The organism is Weizmannia agrestimuris, assembly GCF_943193165.1.
GTDB lineage: Bacteria > Bacillota > Bacilli > Bacillales > Bacillaceae_C > Weizmannia > Weizmannia faecalis.
Genome location: NZ_CALPDC010000032.1, coordinates 1 through 26,668, shown reverse-complemented (window position 1 = coordinate 26,668; position 26,668 = coordinate 1). Strand labels below are relative to the sequence as shown.

The 26,668-nt window shown below is 49.6% G+C and carries 25 protein-coding genes; 19 read left to right on the top strand and 6 right to left on the bottom strand.

Translation table 11 applies throughout. The features are described from left to right. Positions 1–15 precede the first annotated feature (15 nt). Positions 16–654 carry a YhcN/YlaJ family sporulation lipoprotein gene (locus NFR98_RS11720; protein ID WP_014097690.1) on the bottom strand — a complete coding sequence of 213 codons (639 nt, stop codon included), beginning with the start codon at positions 652–654 and terminating at the stop codon, positions 16–18. Between the two features lie 174 nt (positions 655–828). On the opposite strand from NFR98_RS11720, the gene NFR98_RS11715 reads away from it, so the two are divergent. The 6 genes from NFR98_RS11715 (at position 829) to ccpA (ending at position 9,850) form a co-directional block, all read left to right on the top strand. Continuing rightward, entirely contained in the window at positions 829–3,975 is a 3,147-nt protein-coding gene (locus NFR98_RS11715; RefSeq protein WP_251460170.1) for a DNA translocase FtsK, read from the top strand. Positions 3,976–4,265: 290 nt separating this feature from the next. Then, positions 4,266–5,579 (top strand): UDP-N-acetylmuramate--L-alanine ligase, encoded by a 1,314-nt coding sequence (gene murC / locus NFR98_RS11710; protein WP_014097692.1) that lies wholly within the window; start codon positions 4,266–4,268, stop codon positions 5,577–5,579. A 200-nt stretch (positions 5,580–5,779) separates the two neighbouring features. Further along, positions 5,780–6,310 (top strand): DUF948 domain-containing protein, encoded by a 531-nt coding sequence (locus NFR98_RS11705; protein ID WP_014097693.1) that lies wholly within the window; start codon positions 5,780–5,782, stop codon positions 6,308–6,310. 18 nt (positions 6,311–6,328) lie between these two features. After that, positions 6,329–6,706: a YtxH domain-containing protein gene (locus tag NFR98_RS11700; protein WP_014097694.1), complete on the top strand. Its 378-nt coding sequence runs from the start codon at positions 6,329–6,331 to the stop codon at positions 6,704–6,706. A gap of 410 nt (positions 6,707–7,116) precedes the next feature. Continuing rightward, on the top strand, positions 7,117–8,193 hold the full coding sequence (locus NFR98_RS11695) for a bifunctional 3-deoxy-7-phosphoheptulonate synthase/chorismate mutase (RefSeq protein WP_014097695.1): 1,077 nt from the start codon (positions 7,117–7,119) through the stop codon (positions 8,191–8,193). 658 nt (positions 8,194–8,851) lie between these two features. Then, positions 8,852–9,850, top strand: a complete 999-nt coding sequence (ccpA, locus tag NFR98_RS11690) for a catabolite control protein A (protein ID WP_014097696.1) — start codon at positions 8,852–8,854, stop codon at positions 9,848–9,850. Between the two features lie 95 nt (positions 9,851–9,945). Here ccpA and NFR98_RS11685 read toward each other — a convergent pair whose 3' ends face one another. Genes NFR98_RS11685 through NFR98_RS11675 form a run of 3 tightly spaced genes read right to left on the bottom strand, consistent with a single transcriptional unit; the run spans position 9,946 to position 12,405 of the window. Continuing rightward, entirely contained in the window at positions 9,946–11,100 is a 1,155-nt protein-coding gene (locus tag NFR98_RS11685; RefSeq protein ID WP_014097697.1) for an acetoin utilization protein AcuC, read from the bottom strand. Beyond that, positions 11,097–11,744 carry an acetoin utilization AcuB family protein gene (locus NFR98_RS11680; protein ID WP_017550268.1) on the bottom strand — a complete coding sequence of 216 codons (648 nt, stop codon included), beginning with the start codon at positions 11,742–11,744 and terminating at the stop codon, positions 11,097–11,099. The genes NFR98_RS11685 and NFR98_RS11680 overlap by 4 nt, the downstream gene beginning before the upstream one ends. A gap of 28 nt (positions 11,745–11,772) precedes the next feature. After that, on the bottom strand, positions 11,773–12,405 hold the full coding sequence (locus NFR98_RS11675) for a GNAT family N-acetyltransferase (protein ID WP_017550269.1): 633 nt from the start codon (positions 12,403–12,405) through the stop codon (positions 11,773–11,775). A 222-nt stretch (positions 12,406–12,627) separates the two neighbouring features. Here NFR98_RS11675 and acsA point away from each other — a divergent pair, with 222 nt between their 5' ends. The 13 genes from acsA (at position 12,628) to NFR98_RS11610 (ending at position 22,904) form a co-directional block, all read left to right on the top strand. After that, positions 12,628–14,346, top strand: coding sequence for an acetate--CoA ligase (acsA, locus tag NFR98_RS11670; protein ID WP_017550270.1), 1,719 nt, complete (start codon positions 12,628–12,630; stop codon positions 14,344–14,346). A 166-nt stretch (positions 14,347–14,512) separates the two neighbouring features. After that, positions 14,513–15,301 carry a molybdate ABC transporter substrate-binding protein gene (gene modA, locus NFR98_RS11665; RefSeq protein ID WP_017550271.1) on the top strand — a complete coding sequence of 263 codons (789 nt, stop codon included), beginning with the start codon at positions 14,513–14,515 and terminating at the stop codon, positions 15,299–15,301. A 3-nt stretch (positions 15,302–15,304) separates the two neighbouring features. After that, complete coding sequence (gene modB / locus NFR98_RS11660; RefSeq protein WP_017550272.1) at positions 15,305–16,024, top strand: molybdate ABC transporter permease subunit; 720 nt, start codon at positions 15,305–15,307, stop codon at positions 16,022–16,024. Further along, on the top strand, positions 15,972–16,700 hold the full coding sequence (locus NFR98_RS11655) for a sulfate/molybdate ABC transporter ATP-binding protein (protein ID WP_237340677.1): 729 nt from the start codon (positions 15,972–15,974) through the stop codon (positions 16,698–16,700). Before modB ends, NFR98_RS11655 begins: the two co-directional genes overlap by 53 nt. Positions 16,701–16,900: 200 nt before the next feature. Beyond that, on the top strand, positions 16,901–17,902 hold the full coding sequence (gene moaA, locus NFR98_RS11650; protein ID WP_014097703.1) for a GTP 3',8-cyclase MoaA: 1,002 nt from the start codon (positions 16,901–16,903) through the stop codon (positions 17,900–17,902). 4 nt (positions 17,903–17,906) lie between these two features. Beyond that, a complete protein-coding gene (locus NFR98_RS11645; RefSeq protein WP_014097704.1) occupies positions 17,907–18,407 on the top strand; it encodes a MogA/MoaB family molybdenum cofactor biosynthesis protein in 501 nt (166 codons plus the stop codon). Further along, positions 18,404–19,078, top strand: coding sequence for a molybdenum cofactor guanylyltransferase (locus NFR98_RS11640; protein ID WP_014097705.1), 675 nt, complete (start codon positions 18,404–18,406; stop codon positions 19,076–19,078). The genes NFR98_RS11645 and NFR98_RS11640 overlap by 4 nt, the downstream gene beginning before the upstream one ends. Beyond that, complete coding sequence (locus tag NFR98_RS11635; protein ID WP_164931353.1) at positions 18,981–20,279, top strand: molybdopterin molybdotransferase MoeA; 1,299 nt, start codon at positions 18,981–18,983, stop codon at positions 20,277–20,279. Before NFR98_RS11640 ends, NFR98_RS11635 begins: the two co-directional genes overlap by 98 nt. Then, positions 20,239–20,721, top strand: a complete 483-nt coding sequence (gene mobB, locus NFR98_RS11630; protein WP_014097707.1) for a molybdopterin-guanine dinucleotide biosynthesis protein B — start codon at positions 20,239–20,241, stop codon at positions 20,719–20,721. Before NFR98_RS11635 ends, mobB begins: the two co-directional genes overlap by 41 nt. Before the next feature lie 4 nt (positions 20,722–20,725). Then, positions 20,726–21,178, top strand: a complete 453-nt coding sequence (locus NFR98_RS11625) for a molybdenum cofactor biosynthesis protein MoaE (protein WP_017550277.1) — start codon at positions 20,726–20,728, stop codon at positions 21,176–21,178. Continuing rightward, positions 21,178–21,408 (top strand): molybdopterin converting factor subunit 1, encoded by a 231-nt coding sequence (gene moaD / locus NFR98_RS11620; RefSeq protein WP_026104495.1) that lies wholly within the window; start codon positions 21,178–21,180, stop codon positions 21,406–21,408. The genes NFR98_RS11625 and moaD overlap by 1 nt, the downstream gene beginning before the upstream one ends. A 3-nt stretch (positions 21,409–21,411) precedes the next feature. Then, complete coding sequence (moaC, locus tag NFR98_RS11615; RefSeq protein ID WP_014097710.1) at positions 21,412–21,900, top strand: cyclic pyranopterin monophosphate synthase MoaC; 489 nt, start codon at positions 21,412–21,414, stop codon at positions 21,898–21,900. Between the two features lie 2 nt (positions 21,901–21,902). After that, positions 21,903–22,904 (top strand): ThiF family adenylyltransferase, encoded by a 1,002-nt coding sequence (locus NFR98_RS11610; RefSeq protein ID WP_014097711.1) that lies wholly within the window; start codon positions 21,903–21,905, stop codon positions 22,902–22,904. A gap of 41 nt (positions 22,905–22,945) precedes the next feature. On the opposite strand, the gene NFR98_RS11605 is transcribed toward NFR98_RS11610, so the two are convergent. Together NFR98_RS11605 and fdhF are read right to left on the bottom strand one after the other, a co-directional pair. Continuing rightward, entirely contained in the window at positions 22,946–23,473 is a 528-nt protein-coding gene (locus tag NFR98_RS11605; protein WP_017550278.1) for a helical membrane plugin domain-containing protein, read from the bottom strand. A 16-nt stretch (positions 23,474–23,489) separates the two neighbouring features. Next, positions 23,490–26,432 (bottom strand): formate dehydrogenase subunit alpha, encoded by a 2,943-nt coding sequence (fdhF, locus tag NFR98_RS11600; protein ID WP_061087210.1) that lies wholly within the window; start codon positions 26,430–26,432, stop codon positions 23,490–23,492. Positions 26,433–26,668: the final 236 nt, after the last annotated feature.

Genomic DNA, 26,668 nt, shown 5'->3' with positions numbered 1-26,668 from the left:
GCGGCCCTTTTTCGCTTATCTTGATCCGTTCGGAAAGACACGCTGAATGATATCGTTAAACTGGTTAAAAAATCCTGAAATCGGGCGGCCGTTTCGGATGTCATTGACGTAATCACTCATCTGGTCAAAGAAATCCGGATTTTCGGAAATGTACACATCATTGATCGATGGATCGGTTTGCTTGACAACTTTCGAAATTTTGTTTTTCAGTTTTTTGTCAAGTTTGTCGTTGTTTTGGTTCCTTTCCAGTAAGACAGCCACATAAGCATTGTCATTCGTGGCGATGACACGCGCTTGTGCTACCTCTTTTAAATTCTCAATGCTGCGCGCAATACGGTTGGCCACCCGGACGTTATTGTTGTTATTATTGTTGTTGTTGCCGTTGCCGTTATTGTTCGTCAAATTGGCGTTGTTGATCCCTTGTGTACCCCGTGTATTATTTGTCAAATCAGCGCCATTATTGCCGTTTGTTCTTCCTGTATTGTAACGGACATTATTGTAACGCACATCATTATTGTCGGCTGTGTCGTTATAGCGTACAGGCCGTGCATTGTTGCGGTTGCCATTATTGTCGCCAGCACCGTTATTGTTTCCGCATCCCATCAACAGCCCGGATGCAAGCCCGATGCCGAGCAATGCTTTTGCGATCTTCAATCCATTCCCTCCTTCAAAAAAATAGTATCACTCATAATGTGCCTAACCCCGATTTTTTTATGCCGGCATGCCTGTGTTAAAAAATCCCTCGAAAAACATGTGTTTCCTTTGTATAATGGAAGGTGAGAAGAATTTTTGAAAGGCTCTTCGGACGCATGAGCAAAGGAAAGAGTGATGAATTTGAGCTGGATTAAAAAAATGGCAAAATATTTTAAGGATGAAAACGTGCACGAAGAGGCCCCGGAACAACCCGGGCTTTACCAGGCACGCCCGGACAAAATAGATACCCGTGTGGCTTATCATTATCCGAAAAAACAGTTTCGTTTTCCTGTAATTCCGGATCAGGAAGGGGCGCGCCGGAAGACGGCTGAAAAACCGGAAAAGCAGCGGCCACGGGCAAAAAAACATCGTCCCGAGCCACAGTCTGAACGGAGCGAAAAAGTGCAAAAAGGCCATCCTTTCCGGCCGACGGATATCCCGTCCCCGGTCTTTGGATTTAAACGGCCGACAAATGATTCTGCGCAGGAAGAAACAACAGTGTTGGAATACGAGCTGGAAGATCATTACAAAAAGGATATCCGTCTCTTGGATATGGCGAAACTGCAGCAATTGCTTGATTTTGCAGAAAATCCGGGCACGGACGGCGAACGGAACCTGACAACACCTGAACACGGCATGGCGGATCAATTGTTCGAAGAGAAAAAAATGGATTTACCGGCAGATCAAGCCGGGCGCGCAACAGCGGATCAGGCGGAAAAGGGCGAACCTGTCCAAACGGAAACAGGGCGCGGCGAAGATTCACCAGGTGCGGCAGATGAAGCCACAGGAACGCCGGAATCCGAAGCAGCATACAGGCTGGGGAGAACCGGCACAATTCCGTCTGATGAATCGGAACAGCTGACAGCGGAAATGCCGGAATCCGGCCCGGCAAGTGTGCTGCCAAAAGAGGATGCGGCGGCCGTTTCTCCGGAAGCAAGTACGGCGGACCTTGCAAATGAACTGGAAACCTCTTCGTCATATACTTCGGAAAAAGCCGAAGCCATCCAGGTAAACGAACCAGACCAGCAAAACGCAGGAACACTGGGATCCGACCCGGCAAGTGACCCGGCAAAATCGGAAGAGACTCCGGCATCCGCTTTGGAGAACATGGAGCCAGAACAACATAGCATGGGCACGCCGGAATCTTTAGCAGCAGGCATGCTGGAGAAATCCGGCATAAGCCTGGCAGATGAGCCGGAAACAGAGAAAGCTGCTTCGGCAAGTGAACCGGAAAAAGCCGAAACCGATCCGGCAAACGAACCGGAAAAAGGGAATGCCACGGCCATTTCTCCGGAAGAACCCGGCACAAACCCGGCAGATGAATCGGAACAGCTAAAAGCGAAAACGCCGGGATCCGATTCGGCAAGTGTGCTGCCAAAAGAGGATGCAGCGGCTGTTTCTCCGGAAGCAAGTACGGCGGCCATTGCAAGTGAACCGGAAAAAGCTTCCTCGGCATATGCTTCGGAAAAAACCGAAGCCATCCTGGTAAATGAACCAGACCAGCAAAACGCAGGAACACTGGGATTCAATCCGGCAAGTGAATTGTCAAAAGAGGATGCCGCCGTTTCTCAAGAGGCAAGCATGGCGGACCTTGCAAATGAGCCGGGAACCCCTTCGGCATATGCTTCGGAAAAAACCGAAAAAAATGCAGGAAATGAACCGGAACAGCGGCATACGGAGATGGCGGGCACTTCTCCGTCATCCGGCGAAGCAACAAAAACGGAAAGACGCCCGCGAAAGCATCTGCCGTTTAACGTGCTGATGCTGAAACAGGACCGCCGGAGGATCACAGAAAAGAAAGAGGCCCCGGGTCCCCGGCCGGAACAAGAAAATCCGGCCGAAAACAGCGGTGAAAAACCGTTTTCTTTCCCGTCGCTTTCGTTGCTGGAGCCGCCGGTGAAGCAGACCCGGGATGAGGAGTGGATCAAAGAACAAAGCTATACGCTGGATGAGGCACTTGAAAATTTCAATGTCCGCGCGAAAGTGGTAAACGCAAGCCAGGGGCCTTCCGTCACCCGGTTTGAAGTCCAGCCTGAACCGGGCGTAAAAGTCAATAAAATCACCAATCTGAACGACGACTTAAAATTAAGCCTCGCTGCGAAAGATATCAGGATCGAAGCGCCGATTCCGGGCAAGCATACGGTCGGCATTGAAATCCCGAACTTGAAAAGCCGCCCTGTCCGTTTGCGTGAGATCATCGGTGATCCCGTATTTCAAAACAGCAAATCTCCGTTGACGGTTGCGATGGGCCTGGATATTTCGGGGAAACCGGTTGTAACCGACCTGCAAAAAATGCCGCACGGGCTGATTGCAGGCGCCACCGGATCGGGAAAAAGCGTCTGTATCAATTCGGTGCTTGTTTCGCTCCTGTATAAAGCGGCGCCGCAGGATTTGAAACTGCTCCTGATCGACCCGAAAATGGTGGAGCTTGCGCCATATAATCAAATTCCGCATCTCGTCAGCCCTGTCATTACAGATGTCAAAATGGCAACAGCGGCATTAAAGTGGGCGGTTGAAGAAATGGAAAGGCGTTATGAATTGTTTGCCCATGAAAGTGTGCGCGATATTCACCGTTATAATGAAATGGCCGTCCGTACCCGCAGGTTTTCCGAAAAGCTGCCGTATATTGTCATTGTCATCGATGAGCTCGCTGATTTAATGATGACCTCACCGGGGGATGTCGAAGATGCCATCTGCCGGATTGCACAAAAAGCGCGCGCCTGCGGGATTCACCTGATTCTGGCGACACAGCGGCCGAGCGTGGATGTCATTACCGGCTTAATCAAGGCCAATATCCCGACGCGCATTGCTTTTTCCGTCTCTTCACAGGTCGATTCGCGCACCATTATTGATATGAGTGGGGCGGAAAAACTGCTAGGCAAAGGGGACATGCTGTTTTTGGAAAACGGCACTTCCAAACCGGTCCGGCTGCAGGGCACTTTTGTGAGCGACCGTGAAATCGACGATGTTGTGTCATCTGTAAGGGAAACTGCAGAGCCGGAATATTTGTTCCAGCCTGAAGAATTGCTGAGACAAACGGAAACGGGCGAAGAAGAAGACGAGCTTTTTCCCGACGCCTGCGAATTTGTCATTCACCAGGGCGGGGCGTCCACGTCACTTTTGCAGCGCAATTTTCGGATCGGCTATAACCGGGCCGCCCGTCTGATTGATATGATGGAGCAGCAGGGGATTATTTCCGGGGCGAAAGGAAGCAAGCCGCGGGATGTTTTAATAACGAAAAGCGAATTTATGCAAATGCAGGAAGCGGAAAGCAGAGAGTGATCGTTTTTCCTTATAGCCGGCAGCTGTTTTGGCAAGGATAGAGGAAAAAGGGCATGCGGAATGCGGATGTGCGCTGCCCTTTCCGGCTTCCGGCGGGCTGCGGGCAAAATTCCGTTTTTTCATGTTCACGGCTGCCTGGAAATGATATAATGATGGAGTATGAATTTTTTATGATGGGCATGAAGGCAGCCGTATAAAGCCTGTATAGCTGCTATGGAAACATGCCTTATCGCACATGGCGGGTTTTTATCATATACTGCATACATATAGACAGTGTTGGAGGTTCTATTATGACTGTATACCATTTCGTAGGGATTAAAGGATCGGGCATGAGCGCACTGGCACAGATCCTGCATGACATCGGATACGAAGTGCAGGGGTCTGACGTGGAAAAGCGCTTTTTTACCCAGCAGGCATTAGAAGATGCTGGCATTAAGATCCTGCCTTTCAACCGGGAAAATATTCACCCCGGCCTGACGGTGATTGCCGGCAATGCTTTTCCCGATACGCACGAAGAAATTGATGAAGCGATGAAACGCGGTATTCCTGTGATCCGTTACCATAAATTTCTCGGTGAGTTTTTGAAAAATTTTACGAGCGTTGCTGTAACAGGCGCGCACGGTAAAACATCGACTACCGGGCTGCTTGCCCATGTCATGCATGAGATCAAGCCCACTTCCTATTTGATCGGGGACGGAACGGGAAAAGGGGTTCCGGGAGCGGAATATTTTGTATTTGAGGCGTGTGAATACCGGCGCCACTTTCTTTCCTACCATCCGGATTATGCGATTATGACCAATATTGACTTCGACCATCCGGATTATTATGCGAACATTGACGATGTCTTTTCCGCCTTTCAAGAAATGGCACTGCAAGTCAAAAAAGGCATCATCGCTTACGGGGACGACGAGCAGCTGCAAAAAATCCAGGCGAAAGTGCCGGTTGTTTTTTATGGCTTTGAAGAAGGCAACGATTTTCAGGCAAGAAATATTGTGACGGAGCCGCAAGGAACGAAATTCGATGTGGTGGTCCGCAATAATTTTTATGGGACGTTCGAAATTCCCTCTTTCGGGAACCACAACGTGCTGAATGCGCTTGGGGTCATCGCCCTCTGCCAATACGAAGGCATCGAAAAAGAAGCGGTTGAAACGCATTTAAAAACATTTCACGGGGTCAAACGCCGCTTTACGGAAAAAGAAATCGGCACGCAAATCATCATTGATGACTATGCCCACCATCCGACTGAGATCAAGGCAACCATTGATGCCGCGCGGAAAAAATATCCGGAAAGAGAGCTTGTCGCCGTATTCCAGCCGCATACTTTTAGCCGCACGCAGGCATTTCTTACAGAGTTTGCGGAAAGCTTAAACCTTGCAGACCGGGTTTTTCTGTGCGATATTTTTGGCTCGGCGCGCGAACACCACGGGAAGCTTTCTATTTACGATTTGCAGGAAAAAGTCAGCGGATCTCAAATTATCAAGGAAGAGGACATGTCCCCGCTTCTTGGCATTGAAAACAGTGTCATTCTCTTTATGGGTGCCGGGGACATCCAAAAGTACCAAAAGGCATACGAAGCATTGCTGCAAAAGCATGTAAGCCGGTAAGGCAAAGGCATTGTCCGAAAAACAGGCGGGCAATGTCTTTTTTTGTTATAAGATTTGTCAAGCAGAAAATGTTTCCATTTTTGTTGGCACAAGGCGGCCGTTATGCGAAAATAAGGATGGTACCCGCAAAGATTTCAACCCCATAGTTTAAGGAAGGCGATTTGGGGTAATTTTATTGTACATGGAGGTGGTAACGAAAGATGAAAATCATCCTGTATTTAAGCGTGGCGCTGATTGCTGTTGCATTCCTTATTCTGGTCATCGCCCTGACGAAGACATTGAAATCATTAAGCAAAACATTGGACAACTTGTCGGATACGGTAAAGGGCCTTGAAGGGCAGATGCACGGCATTACAGAGGAATCAACAAAATTACTGGAAAAAACGAATGTGTTGGTTGAAGACATCGAGCATAAATCGGAAAGGCTGAACAGTGTCGTCTATGCCGTGGAAGATATCGGTGTTTCCGCCCAGCAACTGAGTCAGGCGCTGCGTAAAGTCACAACATCGATTGCTTCGGCCGTCAGCAAAAGGCAGGACAAAATTGCACAGGCCGTGCAATGGGGCGCTGCGCTGAAGGAAATAAAAGATAGATGGTCGGGTAAAAAAGGTACAGGCACAGGCACGAATGAAACCCATCCTGTCCATGCCAAAGACCCTGTCCCGAAACACCTTCTTGAAGAACCGGTCCGCAATGATGAAAGGCTGCTCCAACGGGTAAGAAATTCATAAACTTAAGGAGGAATTTACATGTCTGAAGAACAAATGTCCACGAAAGATTTTTTGACTGGTGCAATTGTCGGTGGTGTTGTCGGTGCTGCAGTAGCGCTTATGCTGGCGCCGAAATCGGGGAAAGAACTTCGGGAAGACTTAAGCGGCCAGGTGGAAACCATTAAAGGAAAAACAGACGGCTGGCGCGAATTTGCGACCGAAAAAGGGACCCAGCTCGCTTCGCAGGCTGCTGAAAAAACAAAACAAGTCCGCGATTTTGCCGTGCAGAAAGGCAGCCAGCTGAAAGACAGCGCCGTTCAGACCGCGCAGCAGGCAAAAGATAAAGCACAAACGGATATGGAAAATGTGAATCAACAAAGTTCAAATTCAGGCAGTTCCTCATCGGTCGGTGAGTAAGCGCAAAAAAAAGCGGCATATCAGCCGCTTTTTTTGTGCTTTTCAGACAGGAAAACAGAACAAGAAGGATGATACGCGCCAAACGACAGCCGCTCTTTGTGCGTTTTTTTCAAATGGAGCGGTATAATATGAATTGAAGTTTTTCGCGACATAATCAATTACGATCAGGATGGACATGGCGACTGGCAAAACGAAAAGAAAGAGGGAACCTTTTTCCGAGAAAAACATATAAAACTATAACAGGACGGGTATTGCTTTAGCACATAAAAGCGTTTATCCGATAAAGAATTTTTTCGTGACTTTTTAAAAAGAATCGATTATAATAAGTGCTAATCACTTGTAAGCTTCTATGGTAATAGATGCCGGCAACAAAATGAGATAAGGATATTGACAGAGAGGATGAGAGGTTCGTGGGGAACAGAGAGCTTGAACAATTGCGGAAAGAAGTTGAAGAAGTAAACTTAAAGCTGCTGGAGCTGATCAACAAGCGGGGTGAGCTCGTCCAGGAAATCGGGAAACTGAAAGAAGCTCAGGGTGTAAACCGCTATGATCCAGTCCGGGAACGCGAAATGCTGAATGCCATTAAAGAACATCACGATGGCCCGTTTGAAATGTCTACCATTGAACATTTATTTAAAGAGATCTTTAAAGCGGCCCTTGAACTGCAGGAAGATGACCATCGGAAAGCATTGCTCGTTTCGCGGAAGAAACAGCCAGAAAATACAATTGTTGATATTAAAGGCGAAAAAGTGGGCGACGGCAACCCGTATTTTGTATTCGGCCCGTGTTCGGTTGAATCGTACGACCAGGTTGCGGCTGTTGCGGCATCCGTAAAAGCGAAGGGGCTGAAACTGCTTCGCGGCGGCGCTTACAAACCGCGCACCTCTCCGTATGATTTTCAGGGGCTTGGACTTGAAGGCCTGAAAATTTTAAAACAGATTGCCGATGAATATGATCTCGCTGTTATCAGTGAAATCGTGACACCTGCTGATCTCGAAAAAGCGGTCGATTACCTCGATGTCATCCAAATCGGCGCGCGCAATATGCAGAATTTCGAGCTGTTGAAAGCGGCAGGTTCCATCCAAAAGCCGATTCTCTTAAAACGCGGACTCGCGGCAACGATTGAAGAATTTATGAATGCCGCTGAATATATTATGTCAAGAGGAAACGGACAGATTATACTTTGCGAACGGGGCATCCGGACGTACGAACGGGCGACCCGCAATACGCTCGATATTACGTCGGTGCCGATTTTAAAACAGGAAACGCATTTGCCAGTATTTGTGGATGTGACCCATTCGACAGGGAGAAGGGATTTGCTCCTTCCAGCTGCCAAAGCGGCGTTTGCGATCGGAGCGGACGGTGTCATGGCGGAAGTGCACCCGGATCCGGCAGTCGCACTTTCGGACGCAGCTCAGCAAATGGATTTGAAACAGTTCGATGCATTTTATCAGGAAATCCAATCCGCTTTGCCGGCGAAAATATAAGGATCAGCATCCGGCCTTCTGCCTTGCAGAAGGTTTTTCTTTGTGGGGGATTTTTCCGGCCGTGTGGTGGCGTCGTCCTGTCATTTTTAAACGCAAGAACATCGAATGGCGGATAAACTAGGGATTGTTGAATAAGCGAAATTCCTTCACGTAGACGGTCTCTAGGTAAAGGAATGCCATCGTTTTTCGCGCCTTCTTAACATAGACGGGTTCTAAGTGAAGGAATGCCTTCATATTAGCTTGCTTTCTTAACGTAGACGCGCTCTAAGTAAAGGAATCCATCCAAAGTTCAGGCAGCCACGGCTAAGGAAGCGGGCAATATTCCAGCAAAAGCTCAAATTGGCCAAAATTCCGCTGTCATGTTGCTACATACGGCACGAAAGAAGCGGCGCCAACGTCCAGACGTCGTCTTTACCCCTAAAATTCTTTGTGAAGAATGTGGCAATTTTGTGTCAAACCTTGCAGGAAGTTTTTGCCTGGCTTATCATATATGGTATAATGAGAAGTCTAATGAACTGATAAAAGTGTCGAACGTGATCGTGTTTGGGCATTTTTTTGTACGATACACCAGAGGAAAAAGCCTTACATTTCTATGTTTAAGACAGGCTGAATGGTGAAAACTATGAACAGGACTTGTATATTGGAGAGTGATTGAAAGATGAACATTACGATTTATGATGTTGCCCGTGAAGCCAACGTTTCCATGGCAACGGTGTCGCGGGTTGTTAACGGAAACCCGAATGTGAAACCGACAACAAGGAAGAAAGTGCTCGAAGTGATCGACCGGCTCGGCTATCGCCCGAATGCGGTTGCACGCGGCCTCGCCAGCAAAAAGACGACAACCGTAGGCGTCATTATCCCGGATGTGTCGAATATGCTGTATGCGGAACTTGCCCGCGGGATTGAAGATATCGCAACGATGTACAAATACAATATTATTCTAAGCAATTCCGACCAGAATAAGGAAAAGGAACTGCGCCTTTTGAACACGATGCTCGGCAAACAAGTGGACGGCATTGTGTTTATGAGCGGGAATATTACGGAAGAGCATATTGAGGAATTTGAAAAATCTTCTGTTCCGATCGTACTCGCCGGGTCGATTGAACCTACGGGAAAAATTCCGTCCGTTAATATCGATTATAAAAAAGCGACAATTGAAGTGATCAGCGAATTTGTCAAAAAGGGACATAAGGAAATTGCATTGGTAATCGGGCCGCTGCATGATGCGGTCAACCGCGAATTGCGCCTGGAAGGATACAAAGAAGCGCTCCGTAATGCGGGCATCGAATTCAATGAGGATTATGTTCTGGAAGGGGACTATACATATGATTCCGGCATAGAAGCATGGCAACGGCTTCAGGAATTGGACAAGACCCCTACGGCCGTGTTTGTCGGAAACGATGAAATGGCACTCGGCGTAATCCACGGCGCCCTTGATGCCGGTGTTAACATTCCGGAACAGCTGGAAGTCGTTTCTTCCGATAATACGCGTCTCGCTGAAATGGTGCGCCCGCAGCTGACTTCCGTTGTCCAGCCGTTGTATGATATCGGTGCTGTTTCAATGCGGCTTTTGACGAAATACATGAACAAAGAAACCGTAACGGAAAACCAGGTCATCCTGCCGCACCGTGTGGAATACCGGAATTCGACAAAATAAAAAAGCAGCATGGGCGTAAACGGTAACGCTCACCATTGAAACGAATAGAATGAATAAGGCCGGTGCTGCCAGAATGATCTGGCAGGGCCGGCTTTTTATTTTGTCTGTTTAATGAATTGCAGCAACCGGTTCAGCACAAGCCGGTTTTTTTCTTCAATTTCCGGTTTGCGCGGGATCGGGCGGTATAAACCTACCGGGTCGTCCCATCTTTCAGGCAGGGGGTAGGGGGAGATTTTTTGCCATTTTTCAAGCCATGCAGTAGGGATCTCTCCGCTTCCGCCTTCCCTTTCCGCCATTTCCAGCCAAATGAGCGACCAGGCCCGCGGCACGACCCGCCAAATGTCATAGCCGCCCCCGCCAGTTGCAATCCACCGGCCTTCACAATATTCGTGCGCCATTTTGTGGGCCAGTTTCGGAATTTCGCGGTAAATGTTCATCGTCGCGGACAAATGGGTGAGCGGGTCATAATAATGGGCATCCGCCCCGTTTTGCGTGACCAGTACATCCGGCTTGAAGTATGCTGCGATTTCTTCCAATGCTTTTGCATAACATTCCAGCCATGATTCGTCTTCTGTAAACGCATCCAAAGGAATATTGAAAGAATAGCCATATCCTTTTCCCGTTCCCCATTCGTTAACATTGCCGGTGCCAGGGAAAAGGTAACGGCCCGTTTCGTGGATGGAAAACGTACAAACATTTTCATCATCGTAAAAAGCCCACTGCACGCCGTCACCGTGGTGGGCATCCGTGTCCACATAAAGAACGCGCGCGCCGTATTGTTTGCGCAAATATTTAATGGCAATTGCCGTATCGTTGTAGATGCAAAATCCGGAAGCTTTGCCGCGGAATCCGTGATGCAGCCCGCCGCCAAGGTGCAGAGCATGCCGCGCCCTCCCCGACATCACTTCTTCGGCTGCCTGCAATGTACCGCCGGCGATTAAAGCGCTCGCTTCGTGCATATTCGGGAAAACGGGGGTGTCTTCTGTCCCGAGCCCGTAATTCTCTGCTTTGACCGGATCAAGTTTTCCATGCCCGGCCAGTTTTACGGCTTCCACATATGACGGGTCATGGATGAGCAACAGTTCCTCATCAGTAGCTTTCCGTGGTTTGACAATATCCTCCCCACTCAAAGCCCCGATCGCTTCGAGCAGTTCTTTAACCAATTGGAGCCGCATCTGGTTAAACGGGTGGTCATCGCGGAAACGATAAGCCAGCAAATCGGTGGAATAGACGAAAACAGCATCTTTCATCGCGGCATCCCCGGCATATTTGGCCAGAGTACTTCATAGCCGGCCTCCTTCAAATGCGTAATGAGGGACACCGGGTTCATCGTGCTGACCCGGAACACGAGCACACGGTTTTCCTCATTTTTACGGTCGGGGTAAATCAGCACACTTAAAATATTCAGATGATGTTCGTATATGATTTCGGTGATATCGCGCAGGATGCCGGTCCGGTTGCGGGCGCGGATTTCAATCTGCGAACTCGGATGTCCTGCGCCGGTCAGATCTACAAAAGTCTGAAGCAGATCGGTCCCTGTCACAATTCCGACCAGCTGCCCGTTTTCAAGAATCGGCAGGCAGCCGATCCGGTTGTCATTCATGAGCGCGGCAATGTCTTCGATAAAATCGAGCGGATGCCCTGTCAAAAGGTCCGTTTTCATAATTTTTTCAAGCGGCAGCGAAAGTTTTTCCAGCTGCTCGCCCGGGAAAAACGGATTGGGCGCCACTTCCTTGATGTCCCGTTCGGTGACGACGCCGCACAGTTTGCCGTTTTGATCGAGTAGCGGGATATGGCGGATCTGCTCCTTCTGCATCAATTTTAGCGCGTCTTGTACGGTATGCCGGGGTGACAGCGTCTTGACGTCTTTTTGCATGATTTCTTCCACAATCATCTTTACCCATCCCCTTTTTGCCGAAGTTTTAGTACATATACCGGTTTTTAAAGCGGATCCGGTCAAATTTTTCAATCGATTCCTGATCGACTCTTTTTCCGATCCGCACCATCAGGCAGTTTGCCGGATGCGAGCAAATTTCGGGATCATCCGTTGCGAACCATTTCAAGCCGCCTGCTGCCATCATTTTTTCCATCATCTTCCGGTATTCCCACACGTTCAGGCCGGTCCCTTTCATATCCCAGTGCCAGTAATATTCGGTTGTAATAATAATGTAATCTTCCATCGCGTCGTCCATCATGGAGACTTTCAGCAAATGCTTGCCGACAGCGCATCCCCGGTATTTCGGAATGACTTCGATCGCGCCAAGTTCGAGAAGATTATCCATATGACCCTCTGACCAGCGTTCGAGCGGGTCCGGGAAAAGAAACGTGACATAGCCGACGACTGTATTGCCGCTGCGTGCCAGAATGATCCTTCCCTCCGGCAGGTCGGCAATTTCAATCAGGGCAGCATGCTGTTTCGGCGCGGGGCGGAAAGCTTTTAAGTCTTCATGGAATGCCATTTCCGCAAGCCTTTTCCCGGGAACCGGCCCTTCAATCACAAGTGGCCCTGCTTTTGTGGGCAATTCGATAGAGTAGTATGTTTTCTTATGTTCCATTTTTCCACCATCCCTTGAACAAATCAAAAGAAAAACGTAAGATGAATGACCGTTCATTTCACAATTTCATCATCTCATGTTTACAGAACAAAAACAATATGGAAAGAGGGAAATTCCAGAATTGTTCACAATGGTGGCATTTGCGGAAAGAAGTTTTAAATTGTGAATAAAACAGTTTTCATATATAATAAATATGTGAATCTAAACAAAGGGGGACATTACATGCAACTGGAAGCGTTACCAACCGTACAAGGGGATTTCAATCTGAAAAACTATGAAGAAGCCCGTAAAACGTTCAGCTGGAAAGACGCCGAGAAAAATTTTTCATGGTATGAAACTGGGCGTGTCAATCTGGCGTATGAAGCCATTGACAAACACGCCGAAAGCTCCCGCAAAAATAAAGTAGCGCTCATGTATTTAAGTGATTCACGCAACGAGAAATATACTTACTATGAAATGAAAAGGCTGACAAACAAGGCGGCAAATGTTTTAAAAGAAAAAGCAGGCGTCCAAAAAGGTGACCGTGTTTTCATCTTTATGCCGCGCTCGCCGGAACTGTATTTTGCCATGCTTGGCGCCATCAAGCTCGGCGCCATTGTCGGTCCGCTGTTTGAAGCGTTTATGGAAGGGGCCGTAAAAGACCGCCTTGAAGACAGTGAAGCGAAAGTGCTTGTGACAACCCCTGACCTTGTCGGGCGCGTCCCGGCTGATCAACTTCCGGCATTGGAAACCATTTTTGTTGTCGGGGAAAATGTCAAAGAAGAAGGAAAGTACGCAGACTATCTGAAATATTTTAACGCAGCTTCCGATAAACTGGAAATCGAATGGGTTGACCGGGAAGACGGGCTGATCCTCCACTATACGTCCGGTTCGACCGGAAAGCCAAAAGGCGTCCTCCATGTCCACAATGCCATGATCCAGCATTACCAGACGGGAAAATGGGTGCTTGATTTAAAAGAAGACGATATTTACTGGTGCACAGCAGACCCGGGATGGGTAACGGGGACCTCTTACGGCGTGTTTGCGCCATGGTTAAACGGCGCAACAAACGTCGTTGTCGGCGGCCGCTTCAGCCCGGCAGCGTGGTACAATACGATTGAACGGTTCGGCGTCACTGTTTGGTACAGCGCCCCGACTTCGTTCCGGATGCTGATGGGGGCCGGCAATGAAATCATTAACCAATATGACCTCTCGACTTTGCGCCATATTTTAAGTGTCGGTGAACCGCTGAATCCGGAAGTTATCCGCTGGGGCAATGAAGTATTCGGACTCCGCATCCATGATACATGGTGGATGACGGAAACCGGCGCACAACTGATCTGCAACTATCCTTGCATGGATATCAAACCGGGATCGATGGGAAAACCGCTCCCTGGCATTGAAGCGGCCATTGTTGATGACCAGGGAAACCCGCTTCCGCCGAACCGGATGGGCAATCTCGCCATTAAAAAAGGCTGGCCTTCCATGATGCGCGCCATCTGGAACAACCCGCAAAAATATGAATCTTACTTTTTCCCGAACGGCTGGTACGTTTCCGGTGACTCGGCTTATATGGATGAGGACGGCTATTTCTGGTTCCAGGGCCGCGTGGACGATGTTATCATGACGTCCGGTGAGCGGGTCGGGCCGTTTGAAGTGGAAAGCAAACTGATCGAACATCCGGCCGTTGCGGAAGCCGGCGTCATCGGCAAGCCGGATCCGGTCCGCGGTGAAATCATTAAAGCCTTTATCGCTTTAAGGGACGGATACGAACCGTCAAATGAGCTGAAGGAAGAGATCCGTCAATTTGTGAAAAAAGGGCTGGCCGCCCATGCCGCGCCACGGGAAATCGAGTTTTGCGAAAAACTGCCGAAAACCCGGAGCGGGAAAATCATGCGCCGCGTCCTGAAAGCCTGGGAACTGGACCTGCCAACCGGCGACCTTTCGACAATGGAAGATTGAGTAAGCAACCGGACAGCTTTAGTGCTGCCCGGTTTTTCTGTCTAAAGGTTTCAGTGATAGAAAACAGTGGAAAAGTCCCCGGGTAAGTGAAAAAATTGAGAAAGAAAAAATATTCGGCTATCATAAAAACATATCCTTTTATAAAAGTGTAAGGTTGGTGTTTGATATGAAAAGGTTCGGTATGGTATTGCTTTGCCTTTTCCTACTTGCGGGCTGTTCTGCACAAGGGAGTGCATCCGGCTCCGCCAAAAAGCAATCCAAACAAACAGAAATCAGTGTAGCGGCAGCTTCAGATTTGACAAAATCTTTCCAGCAAATCAACAAACAGTTTGAAAAAAAGACCGGTATCAAGGTGAAACTTGTTTTTGCCGCATCGGGCGAACTGGAGCAGCAAATTGAAAATGGTGCGCCGTATGATGTGTTTGCGGCGGCGAACGCGGATTATGTCAACCAGTTGGCGGATAAAAACATGCTTGTTCCCGGCACGAAAACCGTCTACGCATACGGGAAAATCGGGATTGCTGCTAAACAAAGCAGCCATCTTTCCATCCACAGCCTTAAAGATTTAACCCGCCCTGAGGTGAAGAAAATCGCCATTGCCAACCCGGAAACTGCGCCATACGGATTGGCGGCAAAACAGGCGCTTCAAAAAGCGGGGATTTGGGATAAAGTGAAACCAAAATTGGTTTACGCCAAAAATATTGCAGATACCCTGACGTACGTGAAATCGGGGAATACAGAAGCTGGCATCGTTTCCCTCTCGCTTGCGCAAGGTGAAAAGCTGGATGTTGCCAACATTTCAAGCAGCCTGTACAATCCGCTAAAACAGATGGCAGCGGTTGTGAAAAGCTCGAAAAAGCAGGCAGCCGCAAAGAAATTTGTGCAATACTTAGCCAGCAAAGAAGCACAAAATACGATGAAAAAATACGGCTATGCAGTGTCTGCGGGGCAGTAACAAGTGGGACAGATCGATTTATTTCCCATTTATCTGTCTTTTAAAGTAGCATTGCTTTCAACCGTTTTTTCCCTTATCCCCGGACTGTTGGCAGCCTATCTATTAAGCCGGTCGGAGGGAAAAGCGGTGGATGTAGCAGACGCTTTGCTGACGCTTCCGATTGTACTGCCGCCGACCGTGCTCGGCTACTATCTACTCGTCATTCTCGGAAGGCAAAGTGTGCTCGGCCGGTTTCTTGAACAACAATTCGGCGTGACGATTGTGTTTACGCAGACAGGAGCGGTCATTGCGGCAATGTGCGTCTCCATTCCATTTTTCATCCAGTCGGCGCGCACGGCTTTTGCCGGTATTGATGAATCGCTCCTTCATGCTGCACGCCTTTTGGGGCGAACGGAATGGAATATCTTTTTTTCCGTCATGATCCCTTTGTCGTGGCGGGGGCTCACAAGTGGCGTCATGCTCGCATTTGCGCGCGCCCTTGGCGATTTCGGGGCAACATTAATGGTGGCCGGCAGTATTCCGGGAAAAACAGAAACGATGTCCATTGCCATTTACAATTGCCTGATGAACGGGGACGAACGGACGGCAGGGCTCCTCGTTGCGATCATGACGTTTTTATCGCTGGCCGTCCTGTACGGCATTAAGCGGATGGAAAAAAAGATGGGGAGGGGTGGCAGTAGGCATGCTTCGCGTAAACATCAAAAAAACATTTCCGGAATTTGAGCTGGATATCGCGTTTGAGGCGGGTCCCGGCGTCACCGGCATTTTAGGACCGTCCGGAAGCGGCAAAAGCCTGACGCTGGAGTGCATTGCCGGGATCGACAAGCCCGATGAAGGAAAGATTGAACTAAACGGCCGGATATTATTTGATAAAGAAAAGCATATGGATATCAAGACGCGGCACCGCCATACGGGGTATATGTTCCAGCATTACGCCCTTTTTCCGCATTTAACGGTAAAACAAAATCTTGCATTTGGTTTAAAAGGGCGGCCAAAAAAGGAAATAGAAGAGAAGACGGCTGCTTTTCTGAAAAAAATCAAAATGGAAGGTTTTGAAAACCGCTACCCTGCTGAACTGTCCGGTGGGCAAAAGCAGCGGGTGGCACTTGCGAGGACGCTTATCACCGAGCCTTCCTGCCTGCTTTTGGATGAACCTTTTTCCGCATTGGACCCGGACACGAAGGAACTTGTGATGGAAGAATTTTTATCGTTTCTTCACGATCATTTTCACGGGGTCGTTTTACTGGTTACCCACAATATGGCAGAGGCTGATCTGCTTTGTGACAATGTCATTTTGTACAGAAATGGGAAAGTATTACAGCAGGACCCGAAAAAAGAGGTGCTGAAACACGCCGTCGCCCGGCAAGATGCCCGGAACCCTGCAGCTATCAGAATATGAAAGCCGGGGATCGAAGAAAGAGGTGTGCCACCCGGCAGATGCCCGGGTTCACGATGTATGACAAACCATGAACAGTGCGTGTGCCTCACAATTGGTAGTGGAACTTTGGCGTTAAGAATGGCAGCCGGGCGCCTGCAAACATTTGGTAAATGTCCATTTCTAACAGGAAAACAGAATTTAAAACGGAGATGATGGAGAACATGCTGACCGATATGCTGAACCGGCCGCTTTTGGATTTGCGAATTTCGGTAACGGACCGCTGCAATTTCCGTTGCACGTACTGCATGCCTGCCGATAACGGCCAGAAATATTGTTTTATGAACCGGTCCGAACTCATGACATTTGAAGAAATCACGCGCCTTGCGAGACTTTTTGTATCCCTTGGCGTCCGGAAAATCCGGCTGACGGGCGGGGAGCCTTTGCTGCGGAAAGACATCGATCAGCTTGTGGCCATGCTCCATCAAATCGACGGCCTTGAAGATTTATCGGTGACAACGAACGGCTTTCTGTTGAAAAGATATGCCGCACCGTTAAAAAAGGCCGGCCTTTCGCGCATCAATGTCAGCCTGGATGCCCTCGATCCGGAAATCTTTCCAGCCATCAACGGCGTTGGGGCAAAACCGGCAAGAATTTTGGAAGGGATAGAGGAAGCCATCCGCCAGGGCATCAAAGTCAAAGTGAATATGGTGGTCAAAAAAGGGATGAACGATTCGCAAATTTTACCGATGGCCGCCTATTTCAAGGAAAAAGGGATTTCCCTCCGTTTTATCGAATTTATGGATGTCGGCTCCCTGAACGGATGGAAGCTGGATGAAGTCGTGACCAGCAAAGAAATTCTCAACATGATTTCAAAAGAAATGCCGCTTGAACCGTTGAAAGAAAATTATTACGGGGAAGTTGCCAAACGGTACCGTTACAAAGGGACAGATACGGAAGTCGGCTTCATTTCATCCGTATCCCAGCCTTTTTGCGGCGACTGTACACGCTTGCGGCTGTCGGCAGACGGGAAAATATACACCTGTCTGTTTGCCGCACAAGGCACGGACCTGCTTGGGGCAATAAGAGAAGGCGCAAGCGATGAAATGCTGGCTGCCCGCATTGCAGGCGTATGGCAAAACCGGGTGGACCGCTATTCACAAGAACGGGGGAAAAACCCGACGATGAAAGGAAAACGAATCGAAATGTCGTATATTGGAGGGTAAAGGGTTGAGCACGAAAGAACATAAACAACTGGCCGATATTCCGGTGCTGTGCAAAGTGATCACCGTTTCCGATACCCGGACGGAAGAAACAGATAAAAGCGGCAGGCTAATCATAGATTTGTTAAAACAGGAAGGGACGGAAGCGGCGGAATACAGCATCGTAAAAGACGAAGCGGAACAAATCAGACAGGCGGTTTTACAGACGAAAGGAACCATCAATGCCATTTTGCTGAACGGCGGCACCGGCTTTACGAAACGGGATGTGACGGTTGAAACGGTCCGGCCGCTCCTCGATAAAGAAATGCCAGGTTTTGGCGAGCTGTTCCGCTATTTAAGTTATGAAGAAATCGGAAGCGCCTCGATGCTCAGCAAAGCGCTTGCCGGCACAATCGGGAAAAAAGCCGTATTTTCGATGCCGGGCTCCAGCAACGCCGTGTCCCTCGCCATGAAAAAACTCATTTTGCCGGAATTAAAGCATATCGTCTGGGAGCTCAACCGGCAATGAATACAGCCGGAATTGTGCTGGCCGGCGGGAAGTCGAGCCGGTTCGGCGGCGAAAAATCGCTTGCGAAAATCGGTGGCAAAGCCATGGTCGCACGCAGCGTGGATGCGCTCGCCGGAACTGACGCGATCGTTGTGGTGGCGCGGCCCGAGCTTGCGGAAAAAATCCCGCGCAACCGGCCGATTGCGGTGATTTGTGATCTCCCCCGATACCGGGGAAAAGGTCCGCTCGCCGGCATTTATTCGGCGATGATGGCAGTGGACGCCCGGTGGTACGCTGTGTTGCCGTGCGATACGCCGTGGATCGGAAAAAGAACGGTTGCCCGGCTGCTTCAAGAACGCGATCCGGCATATGACGCCATCGTGGCCCGGACAGAGGGGAGAATTCAGCCACTCGTTGCCGTTTTTCACAACAGCGTGAAAGAAAAAATAAGGGAGCAGCTGGAAACAGACCGCCTCAGCATGCGGGCACTTTTTGCACGCTGCCGCCTGAAATGTATCGATTTTGCGCAGGAAATGGTGTTTGCCAATATCAATACAAAAGAAGATTATATTTTACAACAAAAAGAAGCCGGTGATGTTGATGAGAAAACCAATCAAAGTGGCGGAGGCCATCCGCAAAGTGATGGCCCATCCGCTTACAGGCGAAAAGGAGCTTGTGCCGATTCAGACTAGTTTTAACCGAGTGCTTTCCGAAGATTTGGCTGCAACCCATGACGTGCCGTGGTTTAAACGGTCGCCATATGACGGGTATGCGATTTTTTCCGGATCTACGCTTGAAGCGGGCGCGGATCACCCTGTTCTCCTTGAAGTGGTCGCCACAATCGGGGCAGGTTTTACATGGGATGAAGGGATAAAGCCGAATCAAGCCGTGAAAATCATGACTGGCGCCGCTATCCCGGACGGGGCGGATGCCGTGATTATGGTGGAACTCACAAAAGAAGTAGTGCAAAATGGGAAAACATTTGTGCAGATAAAACGGAAAGTCCGGCCCGGTGAGAACATTGTCGGCATTGGCGAAGATATGAAAAAAGGCGAAGTGCTTGTCCCGAAAGGCACGATCGTTAATCCGGGCGTAATGGCGACCCTTGCAACTTTCGGGATGACAGAAGTACCGGTCACAAAAAAACCGAAAGCTGCTGTGATTGCGACGGGATCCGAACTGCTTGAAGTCGGTGAACCGCTCGAAAAAGGGAAAATCCGTAACAGCAATGCCTATATGCTCTGGGGGCAAATCATCCGCGCCGGGGGCGAACCGGTTTTTTACCGGCTTGTGAAAGATGATTTCGAGGAAACATATGAAGCGGTCAGGCAGGCGGTGAAGGAAGCGGATATCGTCATGACAACGGGCGGTGTTTCAGTCGGCGATTTTGACTATATTCCGAAAGTCTACGAAAAGCTGGGGGCAACGCTTTTATTCAATAAAGTGGCGATGCGCCCCGGCAGCGTGACATCGGCAGCCGAACTGGACGGGAAAATTCTTTTCGGCCTCTCCGGCAATCCGTCCGCCTGCTATGTCGGTTTTGAACTGTTTGTCCGCCCGTACTTAAAAACGATGCTTGGCGAACGAAATGTTTATTTGAAAAAAACGCAGGCCTTACTTGGGGAGGATTTCCCGAAACCAAACCCGTTTACCCGGTTTGTCCGCGCCAAACTTTCTTATCAGGAAGGCCTGCTGCACGCGCTTCCGGTAAGAAGGGATAAATCGAATATTGTTTCCTCTTTAATAGAGGCGGATGCTTTGATTGTGCTGCCGGGCGGGTCCCGCGGCTTTACAAAAGGGACGATGGTCGATGTGCTGATGCTGGAAGACGGGGAAGGGGCGCCGCTGTGGGATGAAAATATTACAGATCGCAGGCCGCAAAGACAGCGGTAAAACCGCCCTTGCCGAACTTTGGACACGGGTGTTGGCGGATAACGGATACCGGGTCGGCACACTAAAACACCACGGCCATGGCGGGAAGCCGTTGCTCGCCCCCGGCAAAGATTCCACGCGGCACTTTGAAGCGGGCGCCCAGGCAGCCGGGGTGGAAGGGGACGGCTTGTTTGTTCTCGCTGTGCATGTCGATCAAGGACTCGCACTGGAGCAGCTCATCGGCTGGTACGAGACATTGCCGCTTGATTTGCTGCTGATTGAAGGCTACAAATACGCGCCCTATCCGAAAGTGGTCTGCCTCCGTGATGAACAAGACAGGGATTTGCTCAGCCTGCCGAATGTGCGGGCCGCCTTCAGCCTGAATCCGGCGTTATCCGGCTGCATAAAACTTTTTGACCGGAAAAGCTGCATTGAATGGGTTGAAGCGTTTTTAAAGGAGTGAAAGTATGTTTGAAATTGTAAAAGAACCGGTGGACGTTTCCAAACTGATCGAGGCGGTTGCCGACCGGAATGCGGGCGCTATTGTCACTTTTATCGGCACTGTCCGGGAAATGACAAAAGGAAAGAAAACATTGTATCTGGAATATGAAGCATACGAACCAATGGCCCGGAAAAAATTGGAACAAATCGGTGCCGAAATCCGGCAGCAGTTCCCGGCAGCCAAAACGGCCATCGTGCACCGGATCGGACGCCTCGACATCTCCGACATTGCGGTTGCGATTGCGGTTTCCGCCCCGCACCGAGATGAGGCCTACCGGGCAAACCGGTACGCAATTGAAAGAATCAAAGAAATGGTGCCGATCTGGAAAAAAGAACATTGGGAAAACGGCGAAATGTGGGTTGGCAACCAAAAGGAAACGGTTTTTTACGAATCAGGGGCACCGGAGGCGTTTGAATGATGATTAAAGTATTGTTATTTGCTCATTTAAAAGAACAGGCTGGCCGTTCTGAAATGGAAATCAATGGCGAAAATATGACGGTCGGCGAACTGCGCGAGACGCTTGCGGAAAAAGGGATTTTGCAGCAGGACGCGGTGATGGTGGCCGTGAACGAAGAATTTGCCCGCGATGAGGAAATGGTCCATAGCGGCGATACCGTTGCCCTCATTCCGCCGGTCAGCGGAGGTTGAAAAATGGGAAACTTGACGCATATGAACGAACAGGGCCGCGCCAAAATGGTCGATGTAACGGCAAAACCGGAAACCTCCAGGACGGCGCGTGCAAAAAGCAGTGTGCTCGTTTCAAAGGAAGTCTATGAACAGATTACAAACTTTAAAATCAAAAAAGGGGACGTGCTTGCCGTCGCGCAGGTGGCCGGCATTATGGGCGCGAAAAAAACGGCGGATGTCATTCCGATGTGCCACCCGTTGCCTCTGACAGGCGTTGACATTTCGTTCAGCTGGCAAAAACGGGAAGACGGGTATCGCCTTGACATCGAAACAACGGCCAAAACGAAAGGGCAAACGGGCGTGGAAATGGAAGCTTTGACAGCGGCGTCCGTATGTGCGCTGACCGTCTATGATATGTGCAAGGCACTGGACAAAGGCATGGTCATCGGGCCGACCTATCTGATCGAAAAAACAGGCGGAAAAAGCGGGCATTTTATCAGGCAGGAGGAATGAGCATGGAACGGTATTCCCGGCAAATACTGTTTGCCCCGATCGGTGAAAACGGACAGCAAAACATTTCAAAAGGCCATGTGCTCATAATTGGCGCCGGCGCGCTCGGCTCCGCTGTTGCGGAAAGCTTGGCGCGGGCGGGGGTCGGAAAAATCACGATGGTGGACCGCGACTATGTCGATGAAACGAATTTGCAGCGGCAAAATTTGTACTGCGAAGAAGATGCGCGCAACCATTTGCCAAAAGCGATCGCTGCAAAAAACCGGCTTAAAGCCATCAACAGCACCATCCGTATCGAGGCGCATGTGATCGATGCATTTGATCCGAAATTGCTTTCTATTTTGGAAGAAGGCGTTGATGTGATCATTGACGGGACCGATAATTTTGAGACGCGCTTTTATGTGAATGACCTGGCGCAAAAATACCGGATCCCGTGGATTTACGGCTCCTGCGTCGGCAGCTGTGGTGTTTCGTTTCCGATCATTCCCGGCGAAACGCCTTGCCTCCGCTGCCTGATTGGCCATCTCCCCGCTTACCACGCGACGTGCGATACAGCAGGCATTATCGCGCCGGCTGTGCAAATGACTGCGGCTTACGAGACAACGGAAGCTTTAAAACTGCTTTCCGGGGAAAAGCCGCGCGATTCCGTTGCCGTTTTTGATATTTGGCAAGGCGAACATCATTTCATCAAAGCAGGAAAAATGAAAAATAAGGACTGTCCGTCATGCGGGGGGCATCCGGTCTATCCGGCCCTACAATCCCAATCATCGGCTGATGTGCTATGCGGGCGGGATACAGTACAAATCCGTCATCCGGGCGCGTTCGAGCTTGAAAACATGGCGCGGGAGATGAAAGCGGGCGGTGCTGCCGTAGAGTATAACGGCTACTTAATGATCACCGCGCTTGAAGGCCACCGGACGGTTTTATTTCCGGACGGCAGGATGCTCATTCACGGTACGAAAGATAAGAGAGAGGCCCGTTCGCTCTACCAAAAATATTTTCAATGAAAAAGGAAGCACGCATTTCCGTGCTTCCTTTTCGAATGGCGTTAAATATTTGCCAATGTTTCATTATCCACGTCTTCTTTTTTCGGCACCGGTTCCTGGAGCGCCTTTCCCATGCCCTTCAAAAAGGAAATGGCGAAACCGACTGCCCGGTTGACGTCCGGGTCGCTCAACGATTTCAGCAGCCCGAACAATGTCACTTTTTCCTCCGAGCCAATGAATTGTTTGCCTTCATCAAAGCCTGATGCTACACCGTTCATCAAGTGGATAATAAGGTCGTGGTCGGCTTTCATAAAGACGCCGGCCGTGCCGAGCAGCATGTTGATCAGGTTAACGACCTGTTCCCGGGATAATTGCTCAAGGACGATTTTTAAAATATCATTTTTTGCGAGAATCATTGCATTTGCGGCTTCCAGTGCGCCTGTATCATTGAAATCATCGATCAGCCGGATCAAATTTTCAAACGCATCTTTATGATCGGCAACCAGTTTTTCCAATTCCTCGAGCTTTTGCCGGGTGACTTCTTCTTCCGTCGGCTGCTGTCTTGCAATCTCTGTGATCGGAGCGGCCATCCTTTTTCCTCCTCTCTTAGTGTACGTCTGTTAATGGTTGATAGCCTTCGCGCTGCCATTTGCGTTCGACTTCCACGCCGCGTGTAGGATTGCGTTTCTTATCGCGGTGGTTTGATTTCGGCAGTGGTGACTCCCCACCTTTTCGGATCAGTTCCATCTTCACTTTCGTTTGTTTAAACGCCGGTGTGCTTTGCCGTTTATCGTAAATCGGCCCGGTTAAGAAGTTGATCGCCGATTCTTTTTCCGTCGAGTGCATCGGTAAGTATAGTTCTTTGCCCTGCACGCGATCTGTGACCAGCACATGCAGTTGCAGCGAGCCGAACGGGGAAGTGACGCGGACAAGGTCTCCGGTGTCGAGATTGCGTTCTTTTGCAAGCTCCGGCGACACTTCAACGAATACGCCCGGGACTTTTGATTCGATGCCTTCCGATTTATTGGTCAGATTGCCTTCGTGGAACTGTTCCAGCATCCGGCCGTTATTAATATGCAAATCGTATTGTTCCGGAAATTCGGCCGGTTTTACCCAGTCTGTCAGGGCAAACCGCGCTTTGCCGTCCGGGAACGGGAAGCCGTCCTTGTAAAGAAGCGGGGTATTGGCACCATCGAGGCTTCCCCAAAGGAAACTGTTCCAGCCTTCCAATTTGTCGTAGTCTGCCTGTGCAAACAGCGGGGTCAGGCTGGCCATTTCGGCAAATATTTCGCCCGGGTGGCTGTAATTCCAGTCTGCGCCGAGTCGTTTTGCCACTTCCTGGATAATCCACCAGTCCGGTTTGGATTCGCCCAAAGCCGGGAGCGCCTGGTATAGCCGTTGCACACGGCGTTCCGTGTTTGTAAAGGTGCCTTCTTTTTCAAGCGACGGAGCTGCAGGCAAAATAACATCCGCATATTGGGCCGTTTTTGAGAAAAAGACATCCTGGACGACAAGAAAGTCAAGATTGGAAAGTTCCTCGCTTACATGGTTGGCGTCGGAGTCGACAAGCGCCATGTCTTCGCCGATGATATACATCGCTTTTAACTGCCCGGCTGCAATCGCATGCAGCATTTCAATATTGTTCAGTCCCGGTTTGTTGCTGATTTTGACGCCGTACGCTTTTTCAAATTTTTCGCGTGCCGCATCATCCTCCACATGCTGGTAGCCCGGCAGCCATCCCGGCAGCGTGCCCATATCGCATGCGCCTTGCACGTTGTTATGCCCGCGCAGTGGATAAGCGCCTGTACCCGGACGTGTATAGTTTCCGGTTGCAAGAAGCAGATTGGAAATAGCAGCGGACGTATCGGAACCACCTGTATTTTGCGTGACGCCCATGCCCCAGAGGATACATGTTCCGTCTGCCTGATGGATCATTTCGGCGATTTGGATCAGCGTTTCCTTCGGGATACCGGTCATCTTTTCAGCGTAGTCGAGCGTGTATTTTTCAAGCGTTTCTTTAAATTCATCAAAAAAGTTCACTTTTTCCGCAATGAAGTTTTCATCATGCCAGCCTTGGTCGATGATATATTTCGTCACCGCCATCAGCCATACCTGGTCTGTGCCCTGGTTCGGATGGATAAAAAGATCAGCGCGCTCTGCCATTTCGTTTTTGCGCATATCGGCAACAATCAGTTTCTGGCCGTGCAGTTTATGGGCCCGTTTGATGCGAGTTGCAAGGACCGGGTGGGCTTCCGCCGGGTTCGCGCCGACAATTATGACAAGACCGGCTGAGGCAATATCTTTAATCGTGCCGCTGTCGCCGCCCATGCCAACGGTTCTGAGCAGGCCGTCCGTTGCCGGCGACTGGCAATAGCGCGAACAGTTGTCGACATTGTTGGTTTCAAATACCTGGCGCGCCAGCTTTTGCATTAAATAGTTTTCTTCATTGGTAACTTTTGAAGAAGAAATAAAACCGACGGAATCTTTTCCGTATTGGGAATGGATTTCTTTCAGCCGGCTTGCCACCACGCTGAGCGCTTCATCCCATGACGTTTCTACAAATTTTCCGTCTTTGCGGACAAGCGGTTTTGTCAGCCGCTTATCGGAATTCACAAAATCCCAGCCGAATTTGCCTTTGATGCAAGTGGAGATGGCGTTTACCGGGCCTTCATGCTTCGGTTCGATTTTTAAAATTTTCCGGCCCTTTGTCCATACTTCAAATGTGCAGCCGACACCGCAGAAGGTGCAAACGGTTTTCGTTTTTTTCGTGCGCTGTTCGCGCATCGAAGCTTCGATTTCGGATATGGCAAAAATGCTGCCGTAACCCGGTTCGACTTTTTTCACAAGATCAATCATCGGGTCAAGCAGGTCCTCTTCAAGCCCGGTTAAATAGCCTGCCTCGCCGAGCATTGATTTTTCCATCAATGCATTGCAAGGGCAGACGGTGACGCAATGCCCGCAGGAAACGCATGACGATTCATTGATCGGAACGCCGTTGTCCCAAATGACGCGCGGGCGTTCTGCTTCCCAGTCAATGGAAAGCGTTTCGTTCACCTGCAGATTTTGGCAAGCTTCCACACAGCGCCCGCATGCGATGCACTGGTTCGGGTCGTACCGGTAAAACGGGTTGGAATAGTCGACCCCGCTTGCGTCCGTTTTTGGCGTGAACGGATATTTCTGATGTTCGATGCCCATTTTTTCCGTTGTATTGTGGACGATGCAGTTGCCGTTGTTATTGTCGCACACCGTACAGTATAAAAGGTGGTTGGCGAGAATCCTGTCCATCGCTTCATGCCGGGCTGCTTCCGACCGGTCATCGCTGAGGCGGACCACCATGCCGTCTTCCGCGACCGTCGAACAGGTGCGCATCAATTCCCCGTTCACTTCCGCAATACAAGTGTCACAAGTTTGGATTGGATCTACTTCCGGGTAATAGCAAATTTGTGGATGAAAAATATCATTCCGGTTGATCACATCGATGATTTTCTCACCGGGGCGGGCTTCATAATCCCGGCCATCAATCGTGATGTGAATCGATTTGGTCTCCATTTCTTTTCCTCCTTTTGCAAACAATGAAGGCAGGCCTTCAGAAAAGAATACAAAAAACCGGCAACTCTGTTACTTATACCAAACCTTTGCAAAAATAAAACTATCATTCTCTTTTTTTATTCTAGCATCTGATGCAAAAATGAACAAACCATCAGAGTGTTTGTATGTGTCAAGTTTTTCTCGACAAGGTTTAAATATCGGGTATTCCAAGACACTCTTTTTGTACACTTTCGGCT

Excerpts from the sequence above, each read along its gene's own strand:
- NFR98_RS11700 (WP_014097694.1), top strand. The coding sequence starts at position 6,329 with ATGTCTGAAGAACAAATGTCCACGAAAGATTTTTTGACTGGTGCAATT.
- NFR98_RS11605 (WP_017550278.1), bottom strand. The coding sequence starts at position 23,473 with ATGGCCGCTCCGATCACAGAGATTGCAAGACAGCAGCCGACGGAAGAA.
- NFR98_RS11675 (WP_017550269.1), bottom strand. The coding sequence starts at position 12,405 with ATGGAACATAAGAAAACATACTACTCTATCGAATTGCCCACAAAAGCA.
- NFR98_RS11680 (WP_017550268.1), bottom strand. The coding sequence starts at position 11,744 with ATGATTGTGGAAGAAATCATGCAAAAAGACGTCAAGACGCTGTCACCC.
- NFR98_RS11705 (WP_014097693.1), top strand. The coding sequence starts at position 5,780 with ATGAAAATCATCCTGTATTTAAGCGTGGCGCTGATTGCTGTTGCATTC.
- moaD (WP_026104495.1), top strand. The coding sequence starts at position 21,178 with ATGATTAAAGTATTGTTATTTGCTCATTTAAAAGAACAGGCTGGCCGT.
- moaC (WP_014097710.1), top strand. The coding sequence starts at position 21,412 with ATGGGAAACTTGACGCATATGAACGAACAGGGCCGCGCCAAAATGGTC.
- moaA (WP_014097703.1), top strand. The coding sequence starts at position 16,901 with ATGCTGACCGATATGCTGAACCGGCCGCTTTTGGATTTGCGAATTTCG.
- NFR98_RS11715 (WP_251460170.1), top strand. The coding sequence starts at position 829 with ATGAATTTGAGCTGGATTAAAAAAATGGCAAAATATTTTAAGGATGAA.
- acsA (WP_017550270.1), top strand. The coding sequence starts at position 12,628 with ATGCAACTGGAAGCGTTACCAACCGTACAAGGGGATTTCAATCTGAAA.
- fdhF (WP_061087210.1), bottom strand. The coding sequence starts at position 26,432 with ATGGAGACCAAATCGATTCACATCACGATTGATGGCCGGGATTATGAA.
- ccpA (WP_014097696.1), top strand. The coding sequence starts at position 8,852 with ATGAACATTACGATTTATGATGTTGCCCGTGAAGCCAACGTTTCCATG.
- mobB (WP_014097707.1), top strand. The coding sequence starts at position 20,239 with ATGAAAATATTACAGATCGCAGGCCGCAAAGACAGCGGTAAAACCGCC.
- NFR98_RS11625 (WP_017550277.1), top strand. The coding sequence starts at position 20,726 with ATGTTTGAAATTGTAAAAGAACCGGTGGACGTTTCCAAACTGATCGAG.
- modA (WP_017550271.1), top strand. The coding sequence starts at position 14,513 with ATGAAAAGGTTCGGTATGGTATTGCTTTGCCTTTTCCTACTTGCGGGC.
- NFR98_RS11640 (WP_014097705.1), top strand. The coding sequence starts at position 18,404 with ATGAATACAGCCGGAATTGTGCTGGCCGGCGGGAAGTCGAGCCGGTTC.
- NFR98_RS11610 (WP_014097711.1), top strand. The coding sequence starts at position 21,903 with ATGGAACGGTATTCCCGGCAAATACTGTTTGCCCCGATCGGTGAAAAC.
- NFR98_RS11685 (WP_014097697.1), bottom strand. The coding sequence starts at position 11,100 with ATGAAAGATGCTGTTTTCGTCTATTCCACCGATTTGCTGGCTTATCGT.
- NFR98_RS11635 (WP_164931353.1), top strand. The coding sequence starts at position 18,981 with ATGTTGATGAGAAAACCAATCAAAGTGGCGGAGGCCATCCGCAAAGTG.
- murC (WP_014097692.1), top strand. The coding sequence starts at position 4,266 with ATGACTGTATACCATTTCGTAGGGATTAAAGGATCGGGCATGAGCGCA.